The 24110-nt window shown below is 42.0% G+C and carries 26 protein-coding genes and 1 tRNA gene; 5 read left to right on the top strand and 22 right to left on the bottom strand.

Annotated elements, in window-relative coordinates:
• Window positions 1-123 precede the first annotated feature (123 nt).
• A complete protein-coding gene (locus V7K15_RS23525) occupies window positions 124-522 on the top strand; it encodes a nuclear transport factor 2 family protein (protein WP_334909328.1) in 399 nt (132 codons plus the stop codon).
• A gap of 42 nt (window positions 523-564) precedes the next feature.
• Here V7K15_RS23525 and V7K15_RS23530 read toward each other — a convergent pair whose 3' ends face one another.
• From V7K15_RS23530 to V7K15_RS23550, 5 genes are all read right to left on the bottom strand, one after another.
• Window positions 565-1053 (bottom strand): hypothetical protein, encoded by a 489-nt coding sequence (locus tag V7K15_RS23530; RefSeq protein WP_334909330.1) that lies wholly within the window; start codon window positions 1051-1053, stop codon window positions 565-567.
• Window positions 1054-1219: 166 nt separating this feature from the next.
• Complete coding sequence (hpsU, locus tag V7K15_RS23535) at window positions 1220-1801, bottom strand: hormogonium polysaccharide biosynthesis acetyltransferase HpsU (RefSeq protein ID WP_334909332.1); 582 nt, start codon at window positions 1799-1801, stop codon at window positions 1220-1222.
• A gap of 32 nt (window positions 1802-1833) precedes the next feature.
• Window positions 1834-2790, bottom strand: a complete 957-nt coding sequence (locus tag V7K15_RS23540) for a glycosyltransferase family 2 protein (protein ID WP_334909334.1) — start codon at window positions 2788-2790, stop codon at window positions 1834-1836.
• Between the two features lie 23 nt (window positions 2791-2813).
• Window positions 2814-3743 (bottom strand): glycosyltransferase, encoded by a 930-nt coding sequence (locus V7K15_RS23545; protein WP_334909336.1) that lies wholly within the window; start codon window positions 3741-3743, stop codon window positions 2814-2816.
• A gap of 224 nt (window positions 3744-3967) precedes the next feature.
• Window positions 3968-4795, bottom strand: coding sequence for a hypothetical protein (locus tag V7K15_RS23550; protein WP_334909338.1), 828 nt, complete (start codon window positions 4793-4795; stop codon window positions 3968-3970).
• Window positions 4796-4988: 193 nt separating this feature from the next.
• Between V7K15_RS23550 and cobU the strand changes: the two genes are divergently transcribed.
• Window positions 4989-5552, top strand: a complete 564-nt coding sequence (cobU, locus tag V7K15_RS23555; protein WP_334909341.1) for a bifunctional adenosylcobinamide kinase/adenosylcobinamide-phosphate guanylyltransferase — start codon at window positions 4989-4991, stop codon at window positions 5550-5552.
• Between the two features lie 228 nt (window positions 5553-5780).
• Here the strand turns inward: cobU and V7K15_RS23560 are convergent, their stop codons facing one another.
• The 8 genes from V7K15_RS23560 to nuoH all read right to left on the bottom strand — a co-directional run bounded on the left by V7K15_RS23560 (window position 5781) and on the right by nuoH (window position 13862).
• A complete protein-coding gene (locus V7K15_RS23560) occupies window positions 5781-6500 on the bottom strand; it encodes a DUF4079 domain-containing protein (RefSeq protein WP_334909343.1) in 720 nt (239 codons plus the stop codon).
• Between the two features lie 146 nt (window positions 6501-6646).
• Window positions 6647-8272 (bottom strand): glycosyltransferase family 39 protein, encoded by a 1626-nt coding sequence (locus V7K15_RS23565; protein WP_334909345.1) that lies wholly within the window; start codon window positions 8270-8272, stop codon window positions 6647-6649.
• 484 nt (window positions 8273-8756) lie between these two features.
• Window positions 8757-9548 carry a GNAT family N-acetyltransferase gene (locus V7K15_RS23570; protein ID WP_334909347.1) on the bottom strand — a complete coding sequence of 264 codons (792 nt, stop codon included), beginning with the start codon at window positions 9546-9548 and terminating at the stop codon, window positions 8757-8759.
• Window positions 9549-10081: 533 nt separating this feature from the next.
• Window positions 10082-11002, bottom strand: a complete 921-nt coding sequence (locus V7K15_RS23575) for an NAD(+) kinase (RefSeq protein ID WP_334909349.1) — start codon at window positions 11000-11002, stop codon at window positions 10082-10084.
• A gap of 6 nt (window positions 11003-11008) precedes the next feature.
• Window positions 11009-11314 carry an NADH-quinone oxidoreductase subunit NuoK gene (gene nuoK, locus V7K15_RS23580; RefSeq protein WP_334909351.1) on the bottom strand — a complete coding sequence of 102 codons (306 nt, stop codon included), beginning with the start codon at window positions 11312-11314 and terminating at the stop codon, window positions 11009-11011.
• A 59-nt stretch (window positions 11315-11373) separates the two neighbouring features.
• Window positions 11374-11988 carry an NADH-quinone oxidoreductase subunit J gene (locus V7K15_RS23585; protein WP_334909353.1) on the bottom strand — a complete coding sequence of 205 codons (615 nt, stop codon included), beginning with the start codon at window positions 11986-11988 and terminating at the stop codon, window positions 11374-11376.
• Window positions 11989-12064: 76 nt separating this feature from the next.
• Entirely contained in the window at window positions 12065-12649 is a 585-nt protein-coding gene (gene ndhI, locus V7K15_RS23590) for an NAD(P)H-quinone oxidoreductase subunit I (protein ID WP_292794924.1), read from the bottom strand.
• A 94-nt stretch (window positions 12650-12743) separates the two neighbouring features.
• A complete protein-coding gene (nuoH, locus tag V7K15_RS23595) occupies window positions 12744-13862 on the bottom strand; it encodes an NADH-quinone oxidoreductase subunit NuoH (RefSeq protein ID WP_334909355.1) in 1119 nt (372 codons plus the stop codon).
• Between the two features lie 126 nt (window positions 13863-13988).
• Between nuoH and V7K15_RS23600 the strand changes: the two genes are divergently transcribed.
• Window positions 13989-14237 carry a hypothetical protein gene (locus V7K15_RS23600; protein WP_334909357.1) on the top strand — a complete coding sequence of 83 codons (249 nt, stop codon included), beginning with the start codon at window positions 13989-13991 and terminating at the stop codon, window positions 14235-14237.
• On the opposite strand, the gene V7K15_RS23605 is transcribed toward V7K15_RS23600, so the two are convergent.
• The 9 genes from V7K15_RS23605 to V7K15_RS23645 all read right to left on the bottom strand — a co-directional run bounded on the left by V7K15_RS23605 (window position 14213) and on the right by V7K15_RS23645 (window position 21658).
• Entirely contained in the window at window positions 14213-15349 is a 1137-nt protein-coding gene (locus V7K15_RS23605; RefSeq protein WP_334909359.1) for a citrate synthase, read from the bottom strand. The two genes, V7K15_RS23600 and V7K15_RS23605, sit on opposite strands and share 25 nt — an antisense overlap.
• Window positions 15350-15456: 107 nt before the next feature.
• Window positions 15457-15951 carry a phosphohistidine phosphatase SixA gene (gene sixA / locus V7K15_RS23610; RefSeq protein WP_334909361.1) on the bottom strand — a complete coding sequence of 165 codons (495 nt, stop codon included), beginning with the start codon at window positions 15949-15951 and terminating at the stop codon, window positions 15457-15459.
• 402 nt (window positions 15952-16353) lie between these two features.
• Window positions 16354-16509 (bottom strand): hypothetical protein, encoded by a 156-nt coding sequence (locus V7K15_RS23615; protein ID WP_334909363.1) that lies wholly within the window; start codon window positions 16507-16509, stop codon window positions 16354-16356.
• Window positions 16502-16759 (bottom strand): PIN domain-containing protein, encoded by a 258-nt coding sequence (locus V7K15_RS23620; RefSeq protein WP_334909377.1) that lies wholly within the window; start codon window positions 16757-16759, stop codon window positions 16502-16504. The genes V7K15_RS23615 and V7K15_RS23620 overlap by 8 nt, the downstream gene beginning before the upstream one ends.
• A 5-nt stretch (window positions 16760-16764) precedes the next feature.
• Window positions 16765-17049, bottom strand: coding sequence for a hypothetical protein (locus V7K15_RS23625; protein ID WP_334909365.1), 285 nt, complete (start codon window positions 17047-17049; stop codon window positions 16765-16767).
• Window positions 17050-17128: 79 nt separating this feature from the next.
• Window positions 17129-18334: an HNH endonuclease gene (locus V7K15_RS23630; protein ID WP_334909367.1), complete on the bottom strand. Its 1206-nt coding sequence runs from the start codon at window positions 18332-18334 to the stop codon at window positions 17129-17131.
• A gap of 124 nt (window positions 18335-18458) precedes the next feature.
• Window positions 18459-18971 (bottom strand): DUF29 domain-containing protein, encoded by a 513-nt coding sequence (locus V7K15_RS23635; RefSeq protein ID WP_334909369.1) that lies wholly within the window; start codon window positions 18969-18971, stop codon window positions 18459-18461.
• Between the two features lie 241 nt (window positions 18972-19212).
• On the bottom strand, window positions 19213-20496 hold the full coding sequence (locus V7K15_RS23640) for a DHH family phosphoesterase (RefSeq protein ID WP_334909371.1): 1284 nt from the start codon (window positions 20494-20496) through the stop codon (window positions 19213-19215).
• Window positions 20497-21160: 664 nt separating this feature from the next.
• Entirely contained in the window at window positions 21161-21658 is a 498-nt protein-coding gene (locus tag V7K15_RS23645) for an HNH endonuclease (protein WP_334909373.1), read from the bottom strand.
• Between the two features lie 440 nt (window positions 21659-22098).
• Between V7K15_RS23645 and alr the strand changes: the two genes are divergently transcribed.
• The gene (gene alr, locus V7K15_RS23650) at window positions 22099-23286 is read left to right on the top strand and encodes an alanine racemase (RefSeq protein WP_334909375.1); all 1188 of its coding nucleotides are present in this window, start codon (window positions 22099-22101) and stop codon (window positions 23284-23286) included.
• A gap of 192 nt (window positions 23287-23478) precedes the next feature.
• Window positions 23479-23560, top strand: a tRNA-Leu gene (locus V7K15_RS23655).
• Window positions 23561-24110: the final 550 nt, after the last annotated feature.

The following is a 24110-nucleotide window of genomic DNA, read 5'->3' on the forward strand; positions in this document are numbered from 1 at the left end:
CAAGCACCAAATTACTGAGGAGCCGTGTGAAGGGAAACTTTCATGCACGGTTTTGAAGACCAACGGGGTTGGTGACAACCTCGTTGAGTTTAATGCCTCTACTCATGAAGAGAGAAATCCTGCATGAGCAAGTTGTCTCGTAGATCAAAGAATCCCCGTGCCTTTAGGTCGGGGAGTGTCAAGCATGGTCTAGCAACAGGAAATTGGGAACCATTCTTAGATATGCTCACAGAAGATTTTACCCTTTGGTTTCCAATGGGAAAATTCCACGGTTTAAATGTGGGAAAAGAGCGAACTAGAGAATTTTTCGATTACGTTTTTGAATCTTTTAATCCTGGTTTGAACCTGACTAGTTTAGGCCGTGTTACCAGTAATGAAACAACGGCTGTTTTTGAGTTTCGAGATGAGGGAGTTTTGTTATCACAGCTTTACAAAAATCGGGTAGCAGTTTCTTTTGATGTGCGTGGAGACAAAATTTGTGCCTATAGGGAATATTTTGGCAGCGATGGGAAATCGTATTAAATAATTCCTAATTCGGATTACGAATTATTTAATACTGTTTAGTTAGTTTCTCTCAGGGTTAAGTTCGTTGATTTCTCTGCACTTAGCCTCTGCGGCTTGATATGCTGCTAAATATTCTTGACCACCTAACATGACATCACCGTAATATTCATAAGGTGGATCATCATAGATTGGCAATGGGTCATCTTCTGGATAATCTTCTTTCGACTCTTCAATGATGGCTTTCAGTTTTTTGACGGTCAGCCTTTGTGCTGCAAAATACCAGAGTTCTTGGGGATTTTTGTTCAGGTGCGGTAATGTGGGATCGATAATGCGTACAAGAGAGCCATTGTCTGAGGTATCGTCTAGCTCGATCCAACTGTGTTCAACCGGTCTGTATGGCTTTCCAGGAAAAGCTAAAAATCCCTGAATATATCTTGCTCCCTCAGTAGACAATGCTGCTTTGTAAGCATTATCAAACGGAGTGCTAGCTCTGCTGTTTATCGTTTCAGCAATTTTGATTGACAGCGTTTCATCCAATAGTTTGTTCATCAATAGCAAGGATTAGAGCAGCCATGAAAACATATTACCACTGCTACTCACCGTCTTGCTTGGGGATTCACAGGGTAGAGGGGGATGAGGGAGGCTTGAAACCTCGTATATCAAGCTGAAAAAGATATACCCGTTTTGTCAACTGTAATATAAGTGCGATATAAAATCATGGGTTTGTGGGGGGATCAAGTTTTATCCGAACTGTCTTGGGACGACAGGGGCTTCCCCAACAAACTTTCCCAGAGGGCATATTAGTAAAAACACTACTACGAGCACCAATCACAGCATTAGCCCCGATTTGCACTCCCGGCCCAATAAAACAATCTGCCGCTACCCATGCACCATTGTCAATGGTGATACTCGCTGTTTTCAACCCAAAGGCAGGGTCTTGGAGATCATGAGTACCAGTACAGAGGTAACTTTTTTGGGAAATTACGCAGTGTTCACCGATGCTGATCTGATCGAGGCTGTATAAAACTACGTTATCTCCAATCCAACTGTAGTTACCAATGGTGACTTTCCAAGGGTAAGTGAAGCGGGCGGTGGGTCGAATTAATACGCCTTTGCCGATACGAGCACCAAATAATCGTAGCAAAGCACAACGCAGAATATTTAACGGTTGAGGAGTGAGGGGAAAGGCGATCGCTTGTACAAACCACCATAATAAAATATACCAACTTGCACGCCCCCGGTCAAACCAAGATTGGTCATATTTGCGTAAATCGATGAAAGGTTGGTCATTTGTCATTTAGTTAGGAGTTAGAAGTTAGCAGTTAGGATTTAGGAGTCAATAGTCAATAGCTTTTCCTCTGTTCCTCTGCTCCCCTGCTCCTCATCTCCTTCCTTTGGGGTAGTTGCAGTATTTAAGTGACCACCACAGTTGCGTAATTCGTAAAGTTTAACGCCAATCTGATATTCATATTGACTCAGCAAGCGTGCATAAATATATCCTGCTTTGCCATCCAAAAAACCGCGTTGAATAATATAAAACAAAACAAACCGCAAAATCGGTTTAAATGGCAGGTGTACCCACACTTTTTTCAAAAAGCGCTTGCGTTGCACGGCATCACCAAATAGATTAGCATCGATGGTACCGCTATCATCTTTACCGGCGAGAATATTAAAATAAACACTAGCTTCCCAGTTTGAATAGCGGTTGTGTCGTTCTAACCAGTGGTAAAGATCGCGGAAGTCTTCGTGGAGCATATCATTTTTGAGATATCCAACTTTTCCCTGCAAAATCACATGTTCGTGAACTTCGTTATCACCAGTATTGGGAATATCTTCTGTATGTAGATTTTCGTAGCGACCATTTTTATGTTGAAATAAACGTAAATTCCAATCGGGATATTTCCCACCATAACGAATCCATTTTCCTAAGAAAAATACACGGCGGTTGAGATAATAACCTGTATATTCCTTGTTTTGAATTACTTGGTCAATTTCTTCCCAAAGCTCGGGGGGAATGCGTTCATCGCAATCTACAATTAGCACCCATTCGTTGCGAAAAGGTAGATTATCTAAAGACCAATTTTTCTTTTTAGGCCAGCGTCCATTGAAGTCGAATTGTACGAGATTTACACCGTGACTTTTAGCAATTTCAATGCTGTTATCGCTACTTTGAGAATCTACTACAAATATTTCATCTGCTCTGCTGAGGCTAGCTAGGCACGCAGGCAAGTTTAATTGTTCATTTTTTGCCGGAATTAGTACTGAAACTGGTATTTTAGATGACATATGAGTATAAATTATCTTATTGGTTATTTCTTATTTGATGTGGATAGAAGACCTTGAATAGCAGCATTTAAGTAACCAATCTGACCGTAAGCATAAACAAGTTTGTCAAACCGTTCTGCTGGATCAGAAAAATATTGCAATGACTTATATAAGCCGCGTACAAACCGTTCGCTACCTCGCTGCAATTGAGCGATGCCGGCTTTACCAGCGAGTTGTTCTCGATAACACTCACTAATACCCTGCCACCAGCCTCTATTTAAAAACCAGGAGCGTTGAAGGCGCTCTGGAGCAACGTTGTGAGCAACTAGCGCTTCGGGAAGATAAGCGACTTGCCAACCACGCTGTAGGGCAAATTCGGTCATTTGCAGTTCTTCATTTGATAATAGATTTTTCCCGACTCGACCGAGATGAGGATCAAAACCGCCAATTTCTTCTAGGAAACTGCGGCGGATGGAGTAATTTAAGCCTCTGGGGGTTGAGCCAGGTTCCTGAATGTAGATGGTAGTGTCACCCAAGTCGTATGCACCCAGATTTGCAGCTAGCCCCGGAGATAGCCACCGTGGTTGTTGGATTCCTGGAGGCCATAGGAGAGTGACTTTGCCACCTGCGATCGCTAGTTTAGAGTTATTGTAAGCAAAATATAAAACTTCTAGCCAGCGATCGGAGGCTACGGCATCGTCATCCAAATAAGCAAGAATATCACTACTAGCTACTTTTGCCCCTGTGTTACGGGCGACAGATAAACCAATGGTGGGTTCAAAGACATACTTCAGGCGCTGATTGTGGATTCTTTGTTCTACAACCTCACGAGTGCGATCGCTAGACCCATTATCAACTACTACAATTTCAAAGTCAGCAGCAAAATCCTGCCCTAAAAGACTATCAATTGCAGCCCCTAAATAGGTATCTCGATTGTGGGTACAGATAATGGCAGAGATTTGGGTGTCTGGCATAGATTTAATTTAGGATTTGAGATTTGGGACTTTCCTGCGGAACGCTACGCGTAGCTTGCTTCCCCGCAGGGGTACGGCTACGGTTCCATCGAGCGAAGTCGAGATGCTCACTCGAACGATTTGAGATTAAATTATTAAATCCAATGCACAACTACCGAGAGTTAATGTAACCCAAAAATTACTGACCCACCAACCGAGTTTCTTCGGAAATAATCTTTAAAACTTTACGTTTGTTGAATATGACTGTGTAAAACTACAAGAGTTTGGGCTAGTTGACTCAGGCGGGTTTCCAAAGATTGCTTGCGCCCTAACAGTTGACGTAACTTTTGGTAACGAGCGATCGCCATACTAACATTGGGAACCTGATCTGATGGACATGGGCGCGACCAGACTTTACCAGCATCGTCTACACCACAGAGGCGATAGCCAGTAATAGAGGATTCATAAGATACTTTTCCACCAGTCGCGCAAATTTCTTCTACGTAGTTCATCAGGCGGTCAACTTCTGCATGGCGTAGTGTTGCGGTTCCTCCCGCTTCTGATTCCTGGGAATTGGATTCTAACCAGCCATTAACAATTGGACCTTCTAAGTAAATATCCTGAATTTGCTTCAAAATATTTTGTAATTCTGTTTGCCATCCGGCGACAGTTTCCTGAATTTCTTGCAATAGATTCATCGCCAATGCTGGATTGGCACCGTGGCGATGGCTACTAAAACTCGGAGTTTTCAACTTGGGTAGGCTGGGTATTTTGCTACCATTGTCTTCTGCTTGAAAGATCTGCACAGAGTCATGGTGAGGAAAGAAATTTTGTTCAGGAGGATAATCACTCTCAGTATCTACGCCCAAGTCAACTGTTTGTCCTTGTGTATTCAGTTCCCCATCCTGGGAAGATGCAGTTTGTGTACTTTCCGTGGGTTCGTTGGCTCCGACGCTGATTCTAAAAGAGAAAGGCCGTTTTGTGGTCGAATCACCTGTTTCGGCGGCAGAGGTAGTGCCGCGATTCCCTAAATCGTGTAGAGTTGCTTCTATGCGTTTTAAAGCTGCGTTCATAAAGACATCCTAAAGTTTGCTGTCCCCAGTAGTATTAAATAATTAAGAATGGGGTTGTTGGGGCATCAATGGTGCTGGTGCTAATTTTATACCTTAAAAGTTATTTAAAACCAAAAATCTCACCGATGAAGTAAAAAAGTGCGGTGAGAAATTGCAAGCGTAGGCAGATTGTTAAAATAGTCAGGAAAGAACTTTGGGTAAAATCATCTTAGTAACAGGACCAGCACGATCTGGTAAAAGTGAATGGGCGGAAACTCTGGCCATGCAGTCAGGAAAAGCAGTTGTTTACGTAGCAACAGCCACCGATAACCCAGATGATCAAGAATGGCATCAACGCATTTTAGAACACCAACAACGTCGTCCTCAAGACTGGGTAACTCTATCTGTACCTGTGGAACTCTCTGCTACCCTCGCCGATGCAAAACCCTATACCTGCCTTTTAGTTGATTCTTTAGGAACTTGGGTTGCTAATTTTCTGGAACACGATGAATCTAGCTGGGAAAACATCCTTGCAGAGTTGTTAGAGACGGTGGATCTGGTTGCGGCTGATATGCTCTTTGTAGCAGAAGAGGTGGGCTGGGGTGTAGTACCAGCTTATCCCCTTGGCAGGACGTTCCGCGATCGCCTGGGTTCTTTAGTGCGCCAGCTAGGTGTACTCAGCGATACTGTTTATTTAGTTACTGGTGGTCATGTTCTCAATCTCAGCATCCTTGGTTATCCATTGCCAAATAGAGGGGATGGTCAATCTAATTCATAATTATTAATTCATAATTCATAATTAAAATTTTGCTTGCTAAATCTACCAAAATGAATGCGCGATATACCATCTAGTTATTCGTTACGAAAAAGTCCCAGATCTTGCGATGCTTGGGAAAAACAAATGCAAATCGTAACGCAGTGGCTTTTCTGTGTCTCTGTGGTAGCCTGCGGCAAGCCTCTGCGCGTCTACGTTTATGGATAATTTATTTCTTGGAAATCTCTTAGTTCACTTTGGGGCTTGGGAACTTGGCCTGAGACAAGTTTTATTAACAAAATCACACTTATAAATATAGGGTTCTTGCCAACTCAGGGGAATTTCTAATAAGTCTCGCGTTCCTGTCATCCCTTGTCCAATAAATAGCAACAAAGCAATGCAGTTTAAAATCGTATGGATCATCCGCCAGCGATTGGACTTATCTTGATAAATATCTTGAACAATTGCTAATGAAAAAATCATTAATAGTGCGGCGGTAATACCAATATAATAATGTGACCAATACCACTCATTGGTGAGGCGATATACTCCATCTTGACAACCTAGAATTACTAAACCTGCACCAGTTAAAGTTGCGAAAACTCCTCTCCACAATCGCTGCTTTGCCCGATAAAGAAATACTAAAGAGGCGATGGTAGCAGCAAATAGTAACACTATAAAAACAACTTGAAAAGGTGTTTTATTCCACAGTTGATTTTTGATCATATTTTTGCCGATAGGGTAGCTTAATCCGATTAAAGTTAATCCGACAACTGCACCTGTTAGCCTTTCACCTAACTGCTTATGTTCTCCACCCACCACTGGAGGAATTTTGCTCTTACTCCCCGCTAAAATTTGCAATCTGCGTTGGCGTGTTTGCCAAGCAAAATTAACTACTGTACCGATTAGGGGAAACACGAATATAACTGCGATCGCTGGATGTAAAAGACCAAGAAAATCCGTTAATTGCATACAACACCTTTGAATAAATCATTAAATTCATCTCAAAGGACAATCTAAAGCATCGTACTATCACTTAAATTAATTTCAGATGAGAATCTGTTGAATATTTATTTTTGTTATTCTTAGCTTATTTTAATATTAGGTGGAATATGACGTTAGCGCAGCTTAGAAGATTTAGCCAATTTCCAGACCGAATAATAGTTGTCACTGTAAACAATATCTGTTTTTAATTTATACTTTGTTTCGATTTTTTCGCGCCAAATATCTGAAGGATTGAATAAAAAAACATCAGTAAACCCATCAGGAATTTTGGGAATTTTTTGACTGTTTGCCAACAGAAATCGTACTTTTGGTTCCAAAAGATAACTCAGAGAAAAGACATTACCATAATTTTTACCCATAGCATCACTAATCAAAAGTGGGCGAGTACTTTGATTGATGATTTCGGCAACTTGGGGATTGTCATAACTCATACCCTTATTCCACCAAGTTTCTGCCTGGGAACTCACCTTACAAGAAATCAGACCACAAATAATCACTAATGCCATGATTATTTGCCAAATGCTCCGGCGTAATCCCCTCCCATTATATAGTTGCATAGCTAGTAGGTAAGCAACAGTCACTTGGATTCCTAAATAAGATGGTATTAAATATGGTTCGGTTGATGCTTGTACACCCCCAGCAATTAAACTTGGCAGTATTAGTGGTAGTGCTGGCACTACAATCAATGTGATCAAAAAAAACCAGACTTTATAGTTAGTTCTTCGACAAAGAAAATAAATTGAATATCCTACCAAAGTCAAAAAAATTGCTGTTATTAAATAATTTAGAGGATTGTCTGATCTAAGGTCTATATCAAAAAAAATCCGGCTTAACTGCATCATTAAAAATGGAAATATAGGCATCAAAGATAACTGTGTTGTTGTCTTATCTGCTGAAATTAAAAATTTAAAAAACTCACCGGACACAATTGTTAGCCAAGGCATGAAGGCTAAAAAAGCTACTAGCGATGCTAACAGATAAGTTCTGACAGTTTCAGTCAACTGACATTTGGCAGTGATTATCACATAAATTCCGTGAGCAACTGCTACAAATGCACTCCAAAGAAATGTATAAAGACTAATGGCTAAAGTTACTGCATAAATGCTCCAGATAGTAAATAAATCTGGTCGTTGTCGTTTTTTTACTAGCTCATCTTTATCTTGTGATTCCAGCCGCATTGCTCGCAGTAAAGACGCACTGGATAGTAATATAGTGACTAACCAGAGGATATATTCTTGTGCTTCTTGGGCGTATACTAGATGAATTGGAGAAATTGCCATGAGTGCGATCGCTACACCAGGAACCGATAATGGCACATTAAATAATTCTCGACATAGCCAATAAACACAAGGGAAAACCAGCAAACTGATGCAGGCAGATAAACTTCTAATCGCCGTCACCGAGTTACCAAAGATTTGCATCCAAAATCTGGCTATTACGTAATACAAGGGTGGATGCTGAGAATCTTCTTTTGCCAAAGTCATTATTGTGTCATTTAAGCTTTTTTCTGGATTTACACCTTGAAACTGGGCAAAACTTTCTTCACCAATGACACGATTATTAAAAAGTTGCTGTTTTGCTTGATTAATTGTGTAACCAGAAATCCGCAATGAGGTATAAGTTTCATCATGCCAGAAAATTTTGCCATCAAGGTTAAAAGAGCGAAACAATATACCCATCACTAATAAGAAAATCATTAAAAATCGCAACCAACTCGGAGCAAATTTGAGATGGTGCATAAGTAGTTTTCCCAATAATTTGTCTAAAATAATCCAGTCAGGCATTGGGCTGGATGAGGTGCCGCATCTGCGCCCATCGTAGACATCCCTAGTAATTATATCTGAGCCTGTTCATCAGACATCGCCAACGTACTTTAAGTGAGAGTTAATCTGATTTTAAATATTCACAATAAATTAGGACTTACGCACTGTACACATTAACCATAATCATAATGTGGATTATGAGATTTGCTCGTTTCAAGCGTTTCGCATAACCCTGATTTATTCGCTCCCTTTGCTCCGGCGTAGCCCGTCGTAGACATCGCTGAATGCTAAACATAGCTGAAATACCCAAATTGCATGTAGTACTTATGTATAATGCTTAAGTTTTATAAATACCTCTCTTCTATTAACGCAGTCCCCATAAAATTTGGGCTAAACTCAAATTGTATGGGAACCCTGAATTCCCTACAAGACAATGAGGACAATTCAAGTTAGAGGATGTTTACCAAATTTGGTAACGCCATCTAGGAAAATCTTTGCTATTAGATATAATTAAAAAATCAATAGTCTGAAACTGTCTATCAATAGCTGGAATACTGCATATTTTAGCTCCAATATTCAAATATGCCTGCAAAACTTTAGGAATTTCAACATTAGATGAATCTGGACAAGTTTGAGGCAGTTCTAGACAATATTGTGAATTTGGATAAACCAAAATACTTGGATGCATCAAGCCATTCTCCTGAAAATAATCATAAGCACAAGTAGCTTGCCAAGGGGATTGTGTTAGTAATGATGCACAGCCAAAAAAATATTGGTTTTTACTCCAGATAAGATAATTTGCCAGCCCTTCCCAGAGTAGTAAAAGTGCCTGACTATTGCGATATTCTTTAGCTATACATGCACGCCCAACTTCAACTGATGCGTGAAGCACAGAATTAGGAATTGCATTAAGATTAAATATATCGGCAGCATCAAAGCCTAGTCTTTGAGAAGCCATTGTATAGGTTTGCATCCGATAAGTTCCAATGGTTTTACCCGTTTCTTTCGAGAGCAGGATTAAATGATGGCAAACCGTATCAAACTTATCTATATCCATCTGGGTAAAGTTAGAAGCAGAAAATCCCAAGCCTAGTTCAAGATTAAAAACTTCAAAGCGCAACCGAAAAATTGATTCTAATTCTTCTTCGGTTGATGCCAGTCGTAGGATATATTTTTCAGTTTGAAGGACGGGAAAATCTTCAATAGGGGGAAGATTCAGTGAGTAATTTATGTTGCGTCCAGAAACTTCCATCTATCTTCCTACTTAGATTTGCGAAAATATTCTACTAGGATTTAGGCACTATACAAATAGCTCACATTATGAGTTAATGTGTCGAACGAGAAAAGAACCTCTAGAGAGCTTTTTTACTCTCTTGGATTCGGGGTAGAGTGCTTTTATTATGGACATTAATTCCCAAAAAATCTGGCAATAAGATACAAAATTTTTCTTTGATATAGGCTATAAATGCAAGTCAGCAAAGAAAATGAAGAGTGCTGAGTTCCTCGGCTTAGAGTGCTGAGTTAAAAGACCACCCGCTTTCTTGTGGGGTATCAACCAACCTCTTGAGTCAAGAAGATTCCGCCCACAAGGGGCGGGGCTTGTACCAAATACATAAGTATTGAGTAGTTTTTTTACTTGACTCAACTCAGCACTCAGGACTGAGTGTTGTCAAAATCAGGGCAGAAAGCCCCCGGATGAATCCAGGGGCTTGGATAATTTTGGTTGCGATCGCCTATGATGGGCGGGTATGCGATGCCTACGGCGGTAAATGCACTCTAAAATACTTAATTACGGTGATTATTGCTGTAGTGAACCCTTGTACCTGCCCAAAGCAACTTCTCCCGCAGCGTTTGATAGTAAGAATTGTTCTCGCGCAAAATAATAAATTTAGCCCGACAATCTGCCATCCGCACATCAACCCGGTGTCCCGGCCAAATTGAAGTCCCCAAAACCCCATCTGTCCACAGCTTGGTACTTAAATCGTAATCCCCTAAAGGCCAAATACTGACCACAGAACCAGGGGGTAAAACCAGGGGGCGACTAGAAAGGCTCATTGCACAAATTGGAGTGATGGTAATCGCCTCCATACCATCATGCATAATAGGCCCATTGGCAGAAACGGTGTAACCAGTAGAACCTGTGGGAGTAGCAATGATTAAGCCATCGCCAACGTATTGATCGACCACCTCACCGTCGATTTCCATTTCCAGAATTGAAGTAATCATTCGGTCAGCAGAGGCGGGTTTGACACAAAATTCATTCAAAGCCAGGTATCGCTCACTCACTGGCTCCAAATTAGATCCATGACCCTCATACACCGCAGCTTGTAACATCATCCGCCGTTGGATAGCATAACGATCCTCAAACAGCCGATCCCAAACTTTCTCGGTATCCTGAAACTCCTCCACTGACTCAGTTAAAAACCCCAGATGACCTCCCACATTCACTCCCAGAATTGGGATGCCAGCTGGGGCTAAATGTCTGGCACCAGTTAAAACAGTACCATCACCACCGAGTACCAAAGCGAGATCGATTGGTTGAGCCGCCGAAGCCAAAAAGACTGGATAGGGGTTGTCTTTCGGTCCGCTAGGCCCCATCAACACTTGGCAGTGGCGACTTTCTAATTGTTTCGCACAGATTTCTGCCCATTCTTTACTCCGGGCATCCCGCGCTTTATAAGCAATGATTACCTGCTTGAGTTGCACGCACAATTACCACTTCAGGAGATTAAACTGCTCCATATCGACGGTATCGCGGTTGCGATAAATGGCAAGCACGATCGCTAAACCCACCGCCGCCTCGGCCGCGGCCACAGTGATCACAAATACTGTGAAAACCTGACCCTTGATTAATGTTGAGTCGAGGAAGTTGGAAAATGCCATTAAATTGAGATTAACAGCATTGAGCAATAACTCAATTGACATTAGCACCCGCACAGCGTTGCGGCTGGTAATTAAACCGTAAATGCCGATGCAAAATAAAGCTGCTGCTAGTAATAAAAAGTACTGGATTTGCATGAATCTGGGTATTCCTCGTCAAAAAATCTGGCTTTTATCTGCAAATGAAGTCGCAAATCTTACTCTTTTGTTTCGCTGGTTGTTGATACCAGTTCTCTGGGGCGTTCTTGCAAAGTCAAAACAGTTTGCCGCAGATCGGATGGCGTCAGCTGGTCTGGTAAATACTCACGACGTGCCAAAATAATTGCTCCTACCATCGCTATCAGCAGCAAAATTGAAGCCAGTTCAAAAGGCAGTAAAAAGTCAGTGAAGAAATGTTCTCCAATCAAAACTATAGAACTTTCACCACCCACTACAGGAGCAGTTGAGTAAGCCCAAGGAGTAGCCAGCACCATCGTACTTAAAAGACCAAACAATCCTACACTGACTATACCCGTTAGTACTTTCCGCACCCAAGAATTGGGAAATGGTACAAAATCCTGCCGTTTGTTCACCAACATAATGGCAAACAAAATCAGCACGTTAATCGCCCCAACATAAATTAGTATTTGTGCAGCTGCAACAAAATCAGCATTTAGCAATAGGTAGATTCCCGCTATGCTGATGAACACACCCCCCAGCATAAAAGCAGAATAAACGATGCTAGAGAACAGCACCACGCCAATGGCCGCCCCAATCATCATCACGCCCAGTATGCCAAGTGATACTAACTGTACTCCTTCCGCTAGATTCACTGTTTTTTGTCCTTAGTCATTGGTCATTGGTCATTGGTCATTGGTTATTAGTCAAATAACAAAGGACAAATGACATTTATTTTTCTGTTTGTTCTACTAGGTCTTCTGGACGCGCACCTGCACGCGGCGCATCTGCGGGCAGTCCATGTGGTTCGAGAACGCCCTTGGGTAGATAAACTAGTTCGCGCAGTGGCGTAACCATTGGGTCATCTGTTACCTTATAGGGCAGGCGACCGAGGGCTACACTGTCATAGTTCAATTCATGGCGATCGTAAGTGGCAAGCTCATATTCTTCTGTCATCGATAGACAGTTAGTAGGGCAAAATTCCACACAGTTACCGCAAAAGATACAAACTCCAAAGTCAATGCTGTAGTGGTTGAGTTTTTTCTTTTTGCTGGCTTTGTCGTATTCCCAATCTACTACAGGCAGGTTAATCGGACAAACGCGAACACAAACTTCGCAGGCGATACACTTATCAAATTCAAAATGAATTCTACCGCGAAACCGTTCGCCAAGAATCAGTTTCTCGTAAGGGTACTGTACGGTAATCGGACGCCGCCGCATGTGATCGAAGGTAACAGAAAGCCCCTGACCAATGTAACGCGCAGCTTGTACCGTTTCTTTGGCGTAATCACCAACTTGTTTCAGGAACTTTAGCATTTTGTGTCTCTCTCTTTTCAATTTTAAATTTTAAATTTTGGATTTTAGATTTCAGACTTAATCCAAAATCTAAAATCTAAAATCTAAAATTGCTTTACCCGCCAAAGGCGAAGGGAAAGGCTAGTTTCAGGGCGGCGGTTAATAGGAGATTAACCAAACCAACTGGCAACAAAAACTTCCATCCTAAATCTAAGAGTTGGTCAATCCGTACCCGTGGCACTGTCCAGCGCAACAGGATGGCGACAAATACTAGTAAATAGGCTTTGAACACGGTCATAATGATACCCAAAGCCGCAGTTACTATCTGAAAGACAGGATTCGCTTCACTGACTCCCAGCCAACCCGCGATCAGGTTGAGGGGAAGGGGAAAGTCCCAACCGCCCAGGTAGAGGATTGCTACTAGTAAGGAAGAAAGGATCAAGTTAACGTAGGAACCCAGGTAGAAAAGACCGAATTTCATCCCTGAGTATTCAGTTTGATAGCCTGCTACCAGTTCTTCTTCCGCTTCGGGTAAGTCAAAGGGTAATCGTTCGCATTCAGCTAGGGCGGCTATCCAAAAGATCAGGAAACCGATTGGTTGTCGCCAAATGTTCCAGCCCAGGATGCCGTAGCCAGACTGTTGATTGACAATATCAATGGTGCTGAGGCTATTAGACATCATAGCGATCGCTAACACCGCCAGCGCCAAAGGAATTTCATAGCTAATAGATTGTGCTGCTGCCCGCAACCCTCCTAAGAGGGAGTATTTGTTATTAGATGCGTAGCCAGCCATCAGCAAGCCAATGGGCTGAATGCTTGACAAGGCAATCCACAAAAATACGCCCATGCCCACATTGCTAATTACGATATTCTGCCCAAAGGGAACGATCAGGAACGACAGAAATACCGGAATTACAACAATAATTGGGCCGAGGGTAAACAGCCAGGGGTCAGACTTGGCTGGTACTATATCTTCTTTAAACACCAGCTTCAAACCATCCGCTACAGGTACCAGCAAGCCAAAAGGCCCCTGGTATTCTGGCCCGATTCGTTGCTGTGCGGCGGCGGAAATTTTCCGTTCTAGCCAAGTAGCAACTAATACCCCCACTGTTGCCCCAATCAGCATCAAGATCATTGGCAGGGGCATCCAAATCGCTTTGGCTGTTCCTGCTGGTATACCTAAATCCTTGACGGATTCAATAAAAGTTCCTTGGAGGTCAATTCCTGAATTCATGTTTCCGCTCTTTAAGACATCGAGTCATGGTGAGTTAGAACTATTAGTTGAATTAATACCTGCAAACTCACCCAGTTATAATTTTTGCCCAGATGACGCCTAATTGAAGATTTGTTGCCAGTTCCCATGCCTAGTATATCCTTGGATGGTTTTAGCACCCTGAAGCGAGATGAGAACTTCTACTTATGGTTGGCATTGAGATTGGCTATTGAGGAGATGCGGGGACAATGGAAACAAAGGCACAAGGAAAAACAAGGGGAGACCAGGGAGAAAAGGGAGACAAGGGGAATAACCATGCCCAATGCTCAATGCCCCATGCCCCATGCCCCATGCCCCATGCCCATGCCCAATTACCGTTGGTCAATGGGGGTATAAGTAACTTCGTGCAGACCGTTATAAACCTGGGTAGGACGGAAAATGCGGTTTTCTGCTAGTTGTTCTTTCCAGTGGGCTAACCAACCGGCAACGCGGGCGATCGCAAATATTGGCGTAAATAAGTCTGTAGGAATTCCCATTTTCCTATACACTAAACCAGAGTAAAAGTCAATATTGGGATAAATTCCTTTGCTACCCAGTTTTTCCTCTACCACGCGTTCCATCTCTTGGGCAATATCATAGAACTTGTCATGCCCAAACTTCTCAAACAGTTGCTCTGCTAGACGTTGTAAAATTGTAGCTCGTGGGTCTTTCACTTTGTAAACACGATGCCCAAAGCCCATAATCTTGGCTTTGCGTTCCAGACAATCCTCTATGTAGGGACGTACATTTTCCACAGAGCCAATTTTTTCTAACATCTGAATTACTTCTTCATTGGCTCCACCATGCAGGGGACCTCCCAAAGTTCCCACGGCACTAGCAACCACAGCGTAAGGATCAGTCAAGGTGGAAGCTGTCACCCTGGCACTGAAGGTGGAAGCATTCATTGTATGCTCAACCTGAAGTATCAAGCAGATATCAAAAACTCGCGCCATCAGAGGATCGGGTTCTTGCTCATCGAGCATGTATAGAAAGTTGGCGGAATAGTCTAAGTCATCACGGGGACGTACCGGGTCATTGCCTTTTCGCATCAGTTGGAACGCCGCTACCATCGTGGGAATGGTTGCTATCAGGCGCACCACCGAATCTCGAATGTAGACAGGATTATGTAAATCGCGGAGCGAATAAAACAAGCCTAAAGCAGCAGCAGAGGCTTGCAAGGCATCCATTGGGTGACCGCTTTCTGGAAAGCATTTCATCATGTCCCGAATGCGGTATTTTATTCGCCTGTGGTAACGAACTTCATGCTCAAATGCTTTCAGTTCTTCCGTGGTTGGCAGTTCGCCCCAGATTAAGAGATAAGCAGTTTCCAAGAATGTGCTTTTTTCTGCTAGTTCTTCAATCCGAATGCCACGATATTCTAGTATTCCCTTTTGCCCATCAACATAGCTGATACTTGATTGGGCGGCGGGAATGCCTTCTAAACCAGGCTTGTATTCGCACACCATCATGGCAACACCATTCGCTTTTTGAAATATCTGATCAAGCTAACTTACCAGAAATTATTGTCACCATAACAGTAGCCATTCTAACAACAATTGGAAATGTTGAAAAACTGTTATAGCAGGTACTTGGGAGGTGTCAACCAAAACATCTGACTACAACCCAGAGGAGAACCAGTTTCTGGTAGTTTTATCCCAATCATACCTGCTTTTTTCAAGACTAAGCTTGCTTTGACTTCCTCCCAAAGGAGATTTTCTGCCCAATTGGTTAAACCGGGTTCATGTCCAACCAGCGCCAGTTGGGTATTTTGGGAATAATTTCTTGGCTCTAACCAGTCTTTGAGCCAACTAGAAATTTCACCATCGGGTGCGAGGTGGGTAGATTCCTCTAACTGGGAGCTTAGTTTTTCTGCTATAAGGATTTCAGCCGTTTGGCGGGCCCGCACTAAGGGGCTGGTGAGAATCAAATCAAAGCTTAAACCCAATTTAACAAGTTTCTGGGCAACTTTCTCAGTTTTTTGCCTTCCTTCTTTGGTAAGGCTGCGCTCCTCATCTTTGATGCCTAATCCCTTGTCTTCGGCGATGCCATGACGAATTAAGTATAGTTCCATACTTTTAGTTTTGTTAATGTAACGGGGCGTAGGCCGTACTTAGTTAGGATTTACGTCTGATATTAATGAATCTATCCTAACTTTAATCATGATTACGTATTCGTTGATCTGCCATCTGTTCGATTCAACGCTTTTCTCGAACACCACGTATCCAAGCAGTGCTATCAGCTAAATCTTGGCGATGTCTACGACGGGCTACGCCTACGCTCCACATCCCAATAAAGCTATCATTTATCAAGTCAATATCAGATGATTAAGAGGCTGGTTTAACTACTGCATATCTTTGTCGCAAAAAAGCAATAAAGTCGATTACTTGACGCTGTGCTTCTGCAGGAAGGGATAAAAACTCATTAAACAATTCTTGCTGTGTCATTTTTATACCTACCAGCAAAATAAACTCACTCAAATTAGCGTTGTCAAAAACTCATCTGGCAGCATTGCCGGAACTAAAGAAACTACAAAATCAGGTGTGTTTCGCGTCACAATTATTTCTAAACCTGCCGTAAGCGCCGCAGCACTCGTTACTGCATCCTCAAAATCTGCAATTGGGCTATTCATAAGCTTGCCGAATAACTTCATCTGTTACGCTGGCAATTTGAAGGTGCTGCAATAACTTTGCTAATAGTTCACGCGCTACTTCATTACCAACTTGACGACGCAAGATATAGAAAATATTGGTTACTGCATGACCTGAAACATAACCTTGTACTTGGTTCTGCATGACTGTATTCAATGCTCTCGCGGAAGTTACGACAAATGGTTGACGCTGTGCCAAAATATCGAGCAACACATCGCTGTCGAACAACACCCGCTTCAACCGTATTTCTCCTCTAAATAATCCACATAATTTTCTGTCGTATTTTCTTCTCCTAGCTGGATTACACCTATTAAACTCTGAGTCCACGGGTCAAGGTCGGTTAAAGGTTCTAAGGTTGGACTAGGAGGAATAGACGATAGGGTTTCTTGTTGAGCCACATCTTTTTCAATCTGTTTATCCCAGGCTGCTGCATCGAATTCCGCAAACCAGGCACAAAAAGCAGCTAGATCCTCTGGTGAAAGTTGACTAATAGCGAGTTCTACTTCCTTTAGGGTACTCATAATTTAGGTAAATCAAGCTTGTCATTCTCTAACTTAAATATACAAGTACTTCCGAACAAAATAACTGAATTTATTTAGGCTAAATATTTTGACACCATTTACACTGCTCAAACCTCTGTTTCAAAAATTCTTGGTTGGGACGGCACATTTCATCTTTTGGAACTCGTATCTCTTTACCATCGATTGTTTTATATTCAGTTTTTTTGAGAACAGGGGAAATATGTACCTTCATTGTTTTTGGATCGATAACAATGAGGTTTAAATCAAATAAAGTATGTAAGTCAGCACGTAACAACAAACCATTTGACGGATGATTATTCTCTGTTTCAATGTAAGGAATTATGTGAGCAGCTTCGAGCGCAACCTCAGCATCAAAATTGGTAATAGCACACTTACTATAGTAAGCATCTAGTAAAGATTTACGAAATTGTGATTGTCCCTGTCTCCTAGCTATTGATACAGTAATTTTTTGACGAGCGTCGGTGTCACTTTTAAAATTGAAAAATTTTTCTTTATCAAGTTCTTCTCTAGCAAGTAATAGTTCGTTAAGTTCCGGTATTATCGTTAGTTCTGGAGGCTTCGGCGTTTCGCTAATCTTCTTTAAAATTGATTCGCAATAACTTATTCTATTAATTGCTTTGACATATTTAGGATCAACTTCCAAGGCTAATTTGTAAGCATCTATTGCAGCTTGATACTCCTTTTTTTGCTTAAAACCTTCTCCCTGTTCAAAGAAGATGTCAACAAGTCTAACTCCTCGTCTTTGCCTTTGTTGTATTAGGGAATGGTTCTCCCATTCTGAATCTAAAAAGGGAGCAGCTTTACTATTAAATCTACAACCACCACCTCCAAAATTGAAATTTATTCCCTGAAATTGAGGTAGTTTTTTTAAATTTTTTTGTTCCAGAGGGAAATCAAAGTCAACAACTGAATCTATTTTAATGCAAACGAAAAAACATCCAGCATAATCAAATATATATGCTGCACTTAAATCTGAATATTTTTTATCTGAATGCTTGAGTTGTTGAGCCTTTGGTGCTGCAATCACATAACCAGCAGCAATAAAGCCAATAGCTTCATTGCCAATATTTCCACTTCTCTTAAAATAGGCTCTATCCCCAACTTCTATAAATTTGGAATTTCCACAACTCCAGGGTGTTTCATAGTCTTCTCCTGACGAAATCTCTGATTTTATTAAACCAGGAAGTTCCATATTTTTAATGACTCCTTTTTCAGGGTGGTCATATTCTGCTTCACCGTTGCAAAGAAAAATTATAGTTTCCATCAAGTATAAAAATGACTAATCATGATTATCATGATGTTAGCCATTTAGTATACTAAATATAAACAGTATATTTACTTGTTTTAGGTATGGCATCGTGATTGTCGTAGCATAAATAATCTTACGATTATTCCTCAGCATTAGGATAAAAGTCTAAGTCTAAAATCTCATCGACAGAAAAGGGACAGACGATCGCAAAGTTATCCTCTGATAAACCCGTTTCCACCATTGCCTCTCGCCGCGATCGCTGATAAGTAATATTAATCCACTCGGCATCATTTAAAAAACGCCGCAAGCTAGGACTTTCTTCTAGTAATTCATCTATATTCAGTCGCTGACGGGTAATGGTCACTTGCCAACTACGCCTACGCTGTTCGGGTTGACACTTCCACTTCAACAAATGCGATAACACTAACCGTAATACGCTCTGCAAGGCACGCTGTTGACTTTTACCCAAGTCCACCACTTCCTCAATTAAGTGTTCTAAATCCAGCGTGTCCCAGTGGTGCGTAGGCGTTGGCGTAGCCTCTCCTAGAGAAGCCCGTCGTAGACATCGCAAAAGCTCTGCTGTCTGCTCTACCCAAGCATGAAAATCTTGCTCATACAGAGTTTTTAACATTTGGAGTTCTATAGACTTCATGGCGCTCTTTCTTCGCAAATAAAATAGGTAGGTGGAAGTTAATTTTATTTGTGCCTACCTACTTAAGATTAGGCACGAACTACATCCTCTACCAGTTCAGCCTCTGTCATAAGATCAAGATTCCCGACTTTTTAGAAAAGTCGGGAAATATGTTTATCACGAATAACTTACGGATGCTATCTGACCAAACGCTTTGACTGCTGCATGAGTTAGGAGTTATCCTCATCTCCTTGATCTCCCTCTATTCTGACTGAATCGGATGATCTCTAGGATTAACCAACCTCAGCAGTTTTTGCTTAATTTGAGCATCGAATACTTCCCATTTCATTTTTGCATAGGCGGAATTTTCGTTGCTGCCAGATAAGAAACCCATCGGAATTTCAAAGCCGCCTGCACTTGTCCTTCCACCGCCGAAAAAGCGCCCTGTGCTATCTTGCCCAAATGCTTCTTTGATGAATTCATCAGGGTCAAGGGTAAGTTTGGTGGTTCTCAGGGAGCCAATGACTATTTCTAGTTCTTCGTCTTCATCGTGAACAATGCCATAAACTACGGCGGTGTGAACGTTTTCTTCGGTGACGAGAAAATCAGCCGCTTGGGGGATGGCATCGCGGTCATCGTAGCGTAAGTAACCAACACCAGCAATGGAAAAGTTATTTTGGACGATGCGGTTTTTGAGCGATCGCTCGATCACATCCATTACCCGCTTGGAACGATTCGCCTGTAAAATGGCGTTCAGCAATTGGGCATCATAAAATCGGCTTAAATACGCAGCTGCCATAAAGTCTTCTTCTTGCGCTTGCATTAGTCGATTTGTATCCGATCGCAAGCCGTGCATCAAGGCAGTAGCGCATTTAACGTGTTGATTTATACTGGTATCTAATGCCAGTAATCCCGTTTGCAGGTATTGAGTAAAAATTGTTGCCGTCGCTCTTACATAAGGGCGGACATCCTCAAACTCTGATTGGAGATCACCTTGTATACTGTGATGGTCGATTAGGACTACTAGGGGAATTTTAGCCTGCTGCACCACCGATAGTAGCTGGGAAGTGGTTCCCTGGTTATCAATTAATACAAAACCTTGATAAGATGACAAATCTTTGCTTTTTAAGGTTTGCTGCGTGCAGCGTTGGATAGGTAAATTAGTCAGCCTGACCAAGGCAATATTTTCTTGATGGCTCAATGCGCCGGCATAAATGATTTCACATTTGATATCATATTGCTGGGCAATTAACTGATAAGCCCAGGCACAGGAAAGGGCATCAGGATCAGGAAAATCTTGCAGAATTACCAGTTGGCGATCGTGTCGGTGTGCCAGAAGGGTTTTTTGCAGTTCTTCTGACTTTTGTTGTGCCAGAGAATTACCACGGTGACTGAGATATATAGCTCCTTCACCTACCGATGGCGGTAATGACGGACTCTTAAATGCAATTTCCACTGGCGCTTTCTGGATTTCAGGTTCCTCTGGGTTTGGCTCTGTGGTCAATGACAAACTCTCAAAGTGAGTAACGGGAGAATTCAAGTACATAGGGAACTTTTTTAAAGTGTAAGGCTCCTTTAATTCAGAAATACTACGTTCAGCAATTCACTGAATTTAGCCACATTATTATGATCTTCGCAAAAATATCAGGATATTGCACTATACATCTGAGTATATTTTCTATCAGTAACACCCGCTCAATCTTCAACTAAATTCGACTAGAGGGCGTAGAAGCGCTGGAAACAAGGAAGTTTAGTATATTGGCTGTATCTGACAGCATAAAACTCTTTTAAGAGCTTTTTTTTCCTGTGTAAATCGAATCAGCAGGATTTTTATCTTACTTAGGGTATACTTTCTATCTTATACTTTAGGCTTAGTCCTTGATATTTGAAATATCTTTATTACTCTCATTATTGTGGATTATTGAGCAATTAACAATTATTTTTGATGAACAACGTGTGTTTCCTATCCCCTGGGAAAATTCTGATAATTCTGAGTAGTGTTGGCTGCTGTCTTTCTTGCCTGGATTCATGCAGACTACTATGTTGCTTTCTGCGCCAAATTGTGCATCAGAGTGCCTAGACAAATCCGATCTAACAGACAATTTGTGAAAGCAAATATATCCAACACAGCTTTAGCCATACTCTGAAAGTAAGCACGAACGCCAACCTGTGACTATTCCTTTATGCTTTTAGGATTAGGTTAGATCATGTCAAAGACCTATAACATACTTTTGCCACTCTGTATGCAGTCCACTCTTCAGATGTTTGCTGACCTCGAAATAGAGACTGCTATAAGGTTGGCGAGGGGGATGACGCAAAGGCATATGAGCTTCGTGGGGAGTTCGACTGCCTTTTTTGACATTGCAACGGACACAAGCTGTCACAATATTCTCCCAGGTATCGCCGCCGCCGCGCGATCGCGGTATTACATGGTCTAGGGTCAACTCATCTCCTGTGTAACCACAGTATTGACAGGCATGACTGTCACGATGCAATATATTTCGGCGAGTCAGAGGAATTTCTTTATAAGGAACGCGTACATAATGACGCAACCGGATCACGGTCGGCAACGGGAAATCCGCATAAAGGAATTTACCGTTGTGTTCCACGCGTTCTGCTTTGCCCTTGATTAACAGAACCGCAGCGCGACGCCAGCTCGTTATATTGAGAGGTTCGTAAGAGGCGTTTAAGACTAAAACCTTCCCCATTTATCTGCGCTCAGGGTATTAGCTTTACATAAATGTTAACACAAATACACCCTGCTAGGGAGATGAGAATAAATTATACTTTCGGGATAATTCGGAAATTAAGTTATGAGTTGAGAGTTAGAAGTGAGGAGTTAGGAGTTAGGAATTAGGAGATGAAAAGGATTTGCGCTCATCCCCGAACCCCGAATCCCAGATTTGGGATTCGGGGAGCCAGAATTTCAAAGTCCCTCTCCCAGATATGGGAGAGGGATTTAGGGTGAGGGCGAAAACTACGGTTCTCAACTTAGATGAGGTTTAACTCTTAACTTTTAATACCGCAACATCTTGTATCAATTCCAATATGAAGGCTAAACTTCCTATTTAATCTGATATCGCTTAAATGAGCGTGTATAGATAGATAATTTGGAAGTTTACCCGTGATGGAATAGGAGTCAGTACAAATGTTGAGTCATAAACAAACCCCAAGTTTTGCTGATAGTCAGGAGTGTGATACCTATGCTTGGTTTTCCCAACGCGCCTGGGTAGAAATTGATTTAGGGGCGTTGTCGTACAATGTACAGCAATTGGTGCAGTTTTTATCGCCGCGTACCCAGTTGATGGCAGTAGTAAAAGCTGATGCTTATGGACATGGAGCGGTAACAGTCGCCCAAACTGTAATCCAATCGGGAGCTACTTGGCTGGGAGTCGCTACAGTTCCAGAAGCGATTCAATTGCGAGAAGGCGGGATTCAAGCGCCGATTGTGATTTTAGGGGCTACTCATACAGCAGAGCAGATTCATGCGATCGCACATTGGAAACTTCAGCCCACACTCTGTAGTCCTAAACAAGCTTTGGTATTTTCTGACACTTTAGAATCGATGAATTATGGTTCTCCAGTGCCCGTACACATCAAATTAGATACGGGAATGTCTAGATTGGGGACTAATTGGCAGCAAGCTGGGGAATTTGTGCAATTAGTACAACGATTACCACATCTTGCTATTGCCAGTATTTATTCTCATTTGGCAACAGCAGATAGTTATGATACCACGACAATGGAAGAACAGCATAAAAGATTTGAGGAGGCGATCGCCCAAATCAAAGCAATGGGAATTCAACCGCCCTGCTTGCACTTGGCAAACTCAGCAGCTGCACTCACAGATCCGGCATTGCATTACGACATTGTGCGAGTAGGTTTAGCAGTTTACGGACTCTACCCTGCGCCACATTTACAAAATGCGATCGATCTCAAGCCCGTTTTGCAACTTAAAGCACGAGTCACCCAAGTTAAAACAATTGCCGCAGGAACTGCTGTCAGCTATGGACATCAATTTATTGCCCCGCGTGAACTTCGCCTCGCCGTGGTGGGAATTGGTTATGCTGACGGTGTTCCTCGCAGTCTTTCCAACAAAATGCAGGCGTTAATTCGCGGTCAGAGGGTGTCGCAAATTGGGACAATTACAATGGATCAGTTGATGCTGGATGTGAGTGCCATACCCAATATCCAAGAAGGAGAAGTAGTCACTTTACTAGGGGAACAGGGAAAAGAACAAATTTCAGCAGACGATTGGGCAGAACAACTAAACACTATTTCCTGGGAAATTCTCTGCGGTTTCAAGCATCGTCTGCCTCGTGTTGCAGTCATGTAATTGGGCATGGGGCATGGGGCATTGGGCACTTGTACTGAGCGTTCGCGTAGCGTCTCGTAGAGAAGTCGTTGGCGCAGCCTCTCGTAGAGAAGTATTGGGCATTGTGAAAACACTTTCTTCATCCCCTTGTCTCCCTCATCCCCCAGTCCCCCTTCCCATAAATAATTACTTATGGTATGATAGTAAACTGATGCGGATATGGCGAAATTGGCAGACGCGCTAGATTTAGGTTCTAGTTCCGAAAGGAGTGAAGGTTCAAGTCCTTTTATCCGCACTTTTAATAAATTGAATCGCCTTATCTACGTTGATACTGATACTTGAGTTCAAACTTTAGGTATATACTGCTTTTCATTTGGATGCAATACACTTTGACCTCTCTCCTTTTAGGAGAGAGGCTTTGAATCTTACTCCCCAACGCTAGTAGGGAAGGGGCTGGGGGTTAGGTCTGTATTTCAAGCTATGTTAAGAAATTTAAATGTAGGTGCGTTACGTTCCTAACGTACCATTCCGAGTGCTTTCGATGCCGTACTCTCGGCGTCAAAACATCCTATAAAAGATAAGTTTTGCATTCTGTTTAATCTACTTTTTTAAATGTGAATGTTAAAAAATAAACTTATTAATGTGAATAAATCAGTATTATTGCTGTGGTCAGATTGGGGTTACTCAATGGAAAGTGGCTTCATATAGTCCTTATCTGATTAAAAACTAGATTTTACTTAAGTAGAAATACAGTCGTTTAAATATATTACCGTCAATAAAATCAGTATTATTGCTGTGGTCAGATTGGGGTTACTCAATGGAAAGTGGCTTCATCTACTCTTAGC

The sequence above is a fragment of the Nostoc sp. genome (assembly GCF_036919815.1).
Classification (GTDB): domain Bacteria; phylum Cyanobacteriota; class Cyanobacteriia; order Cyanobacteriales; family Nostocaceae; genus Nostoc.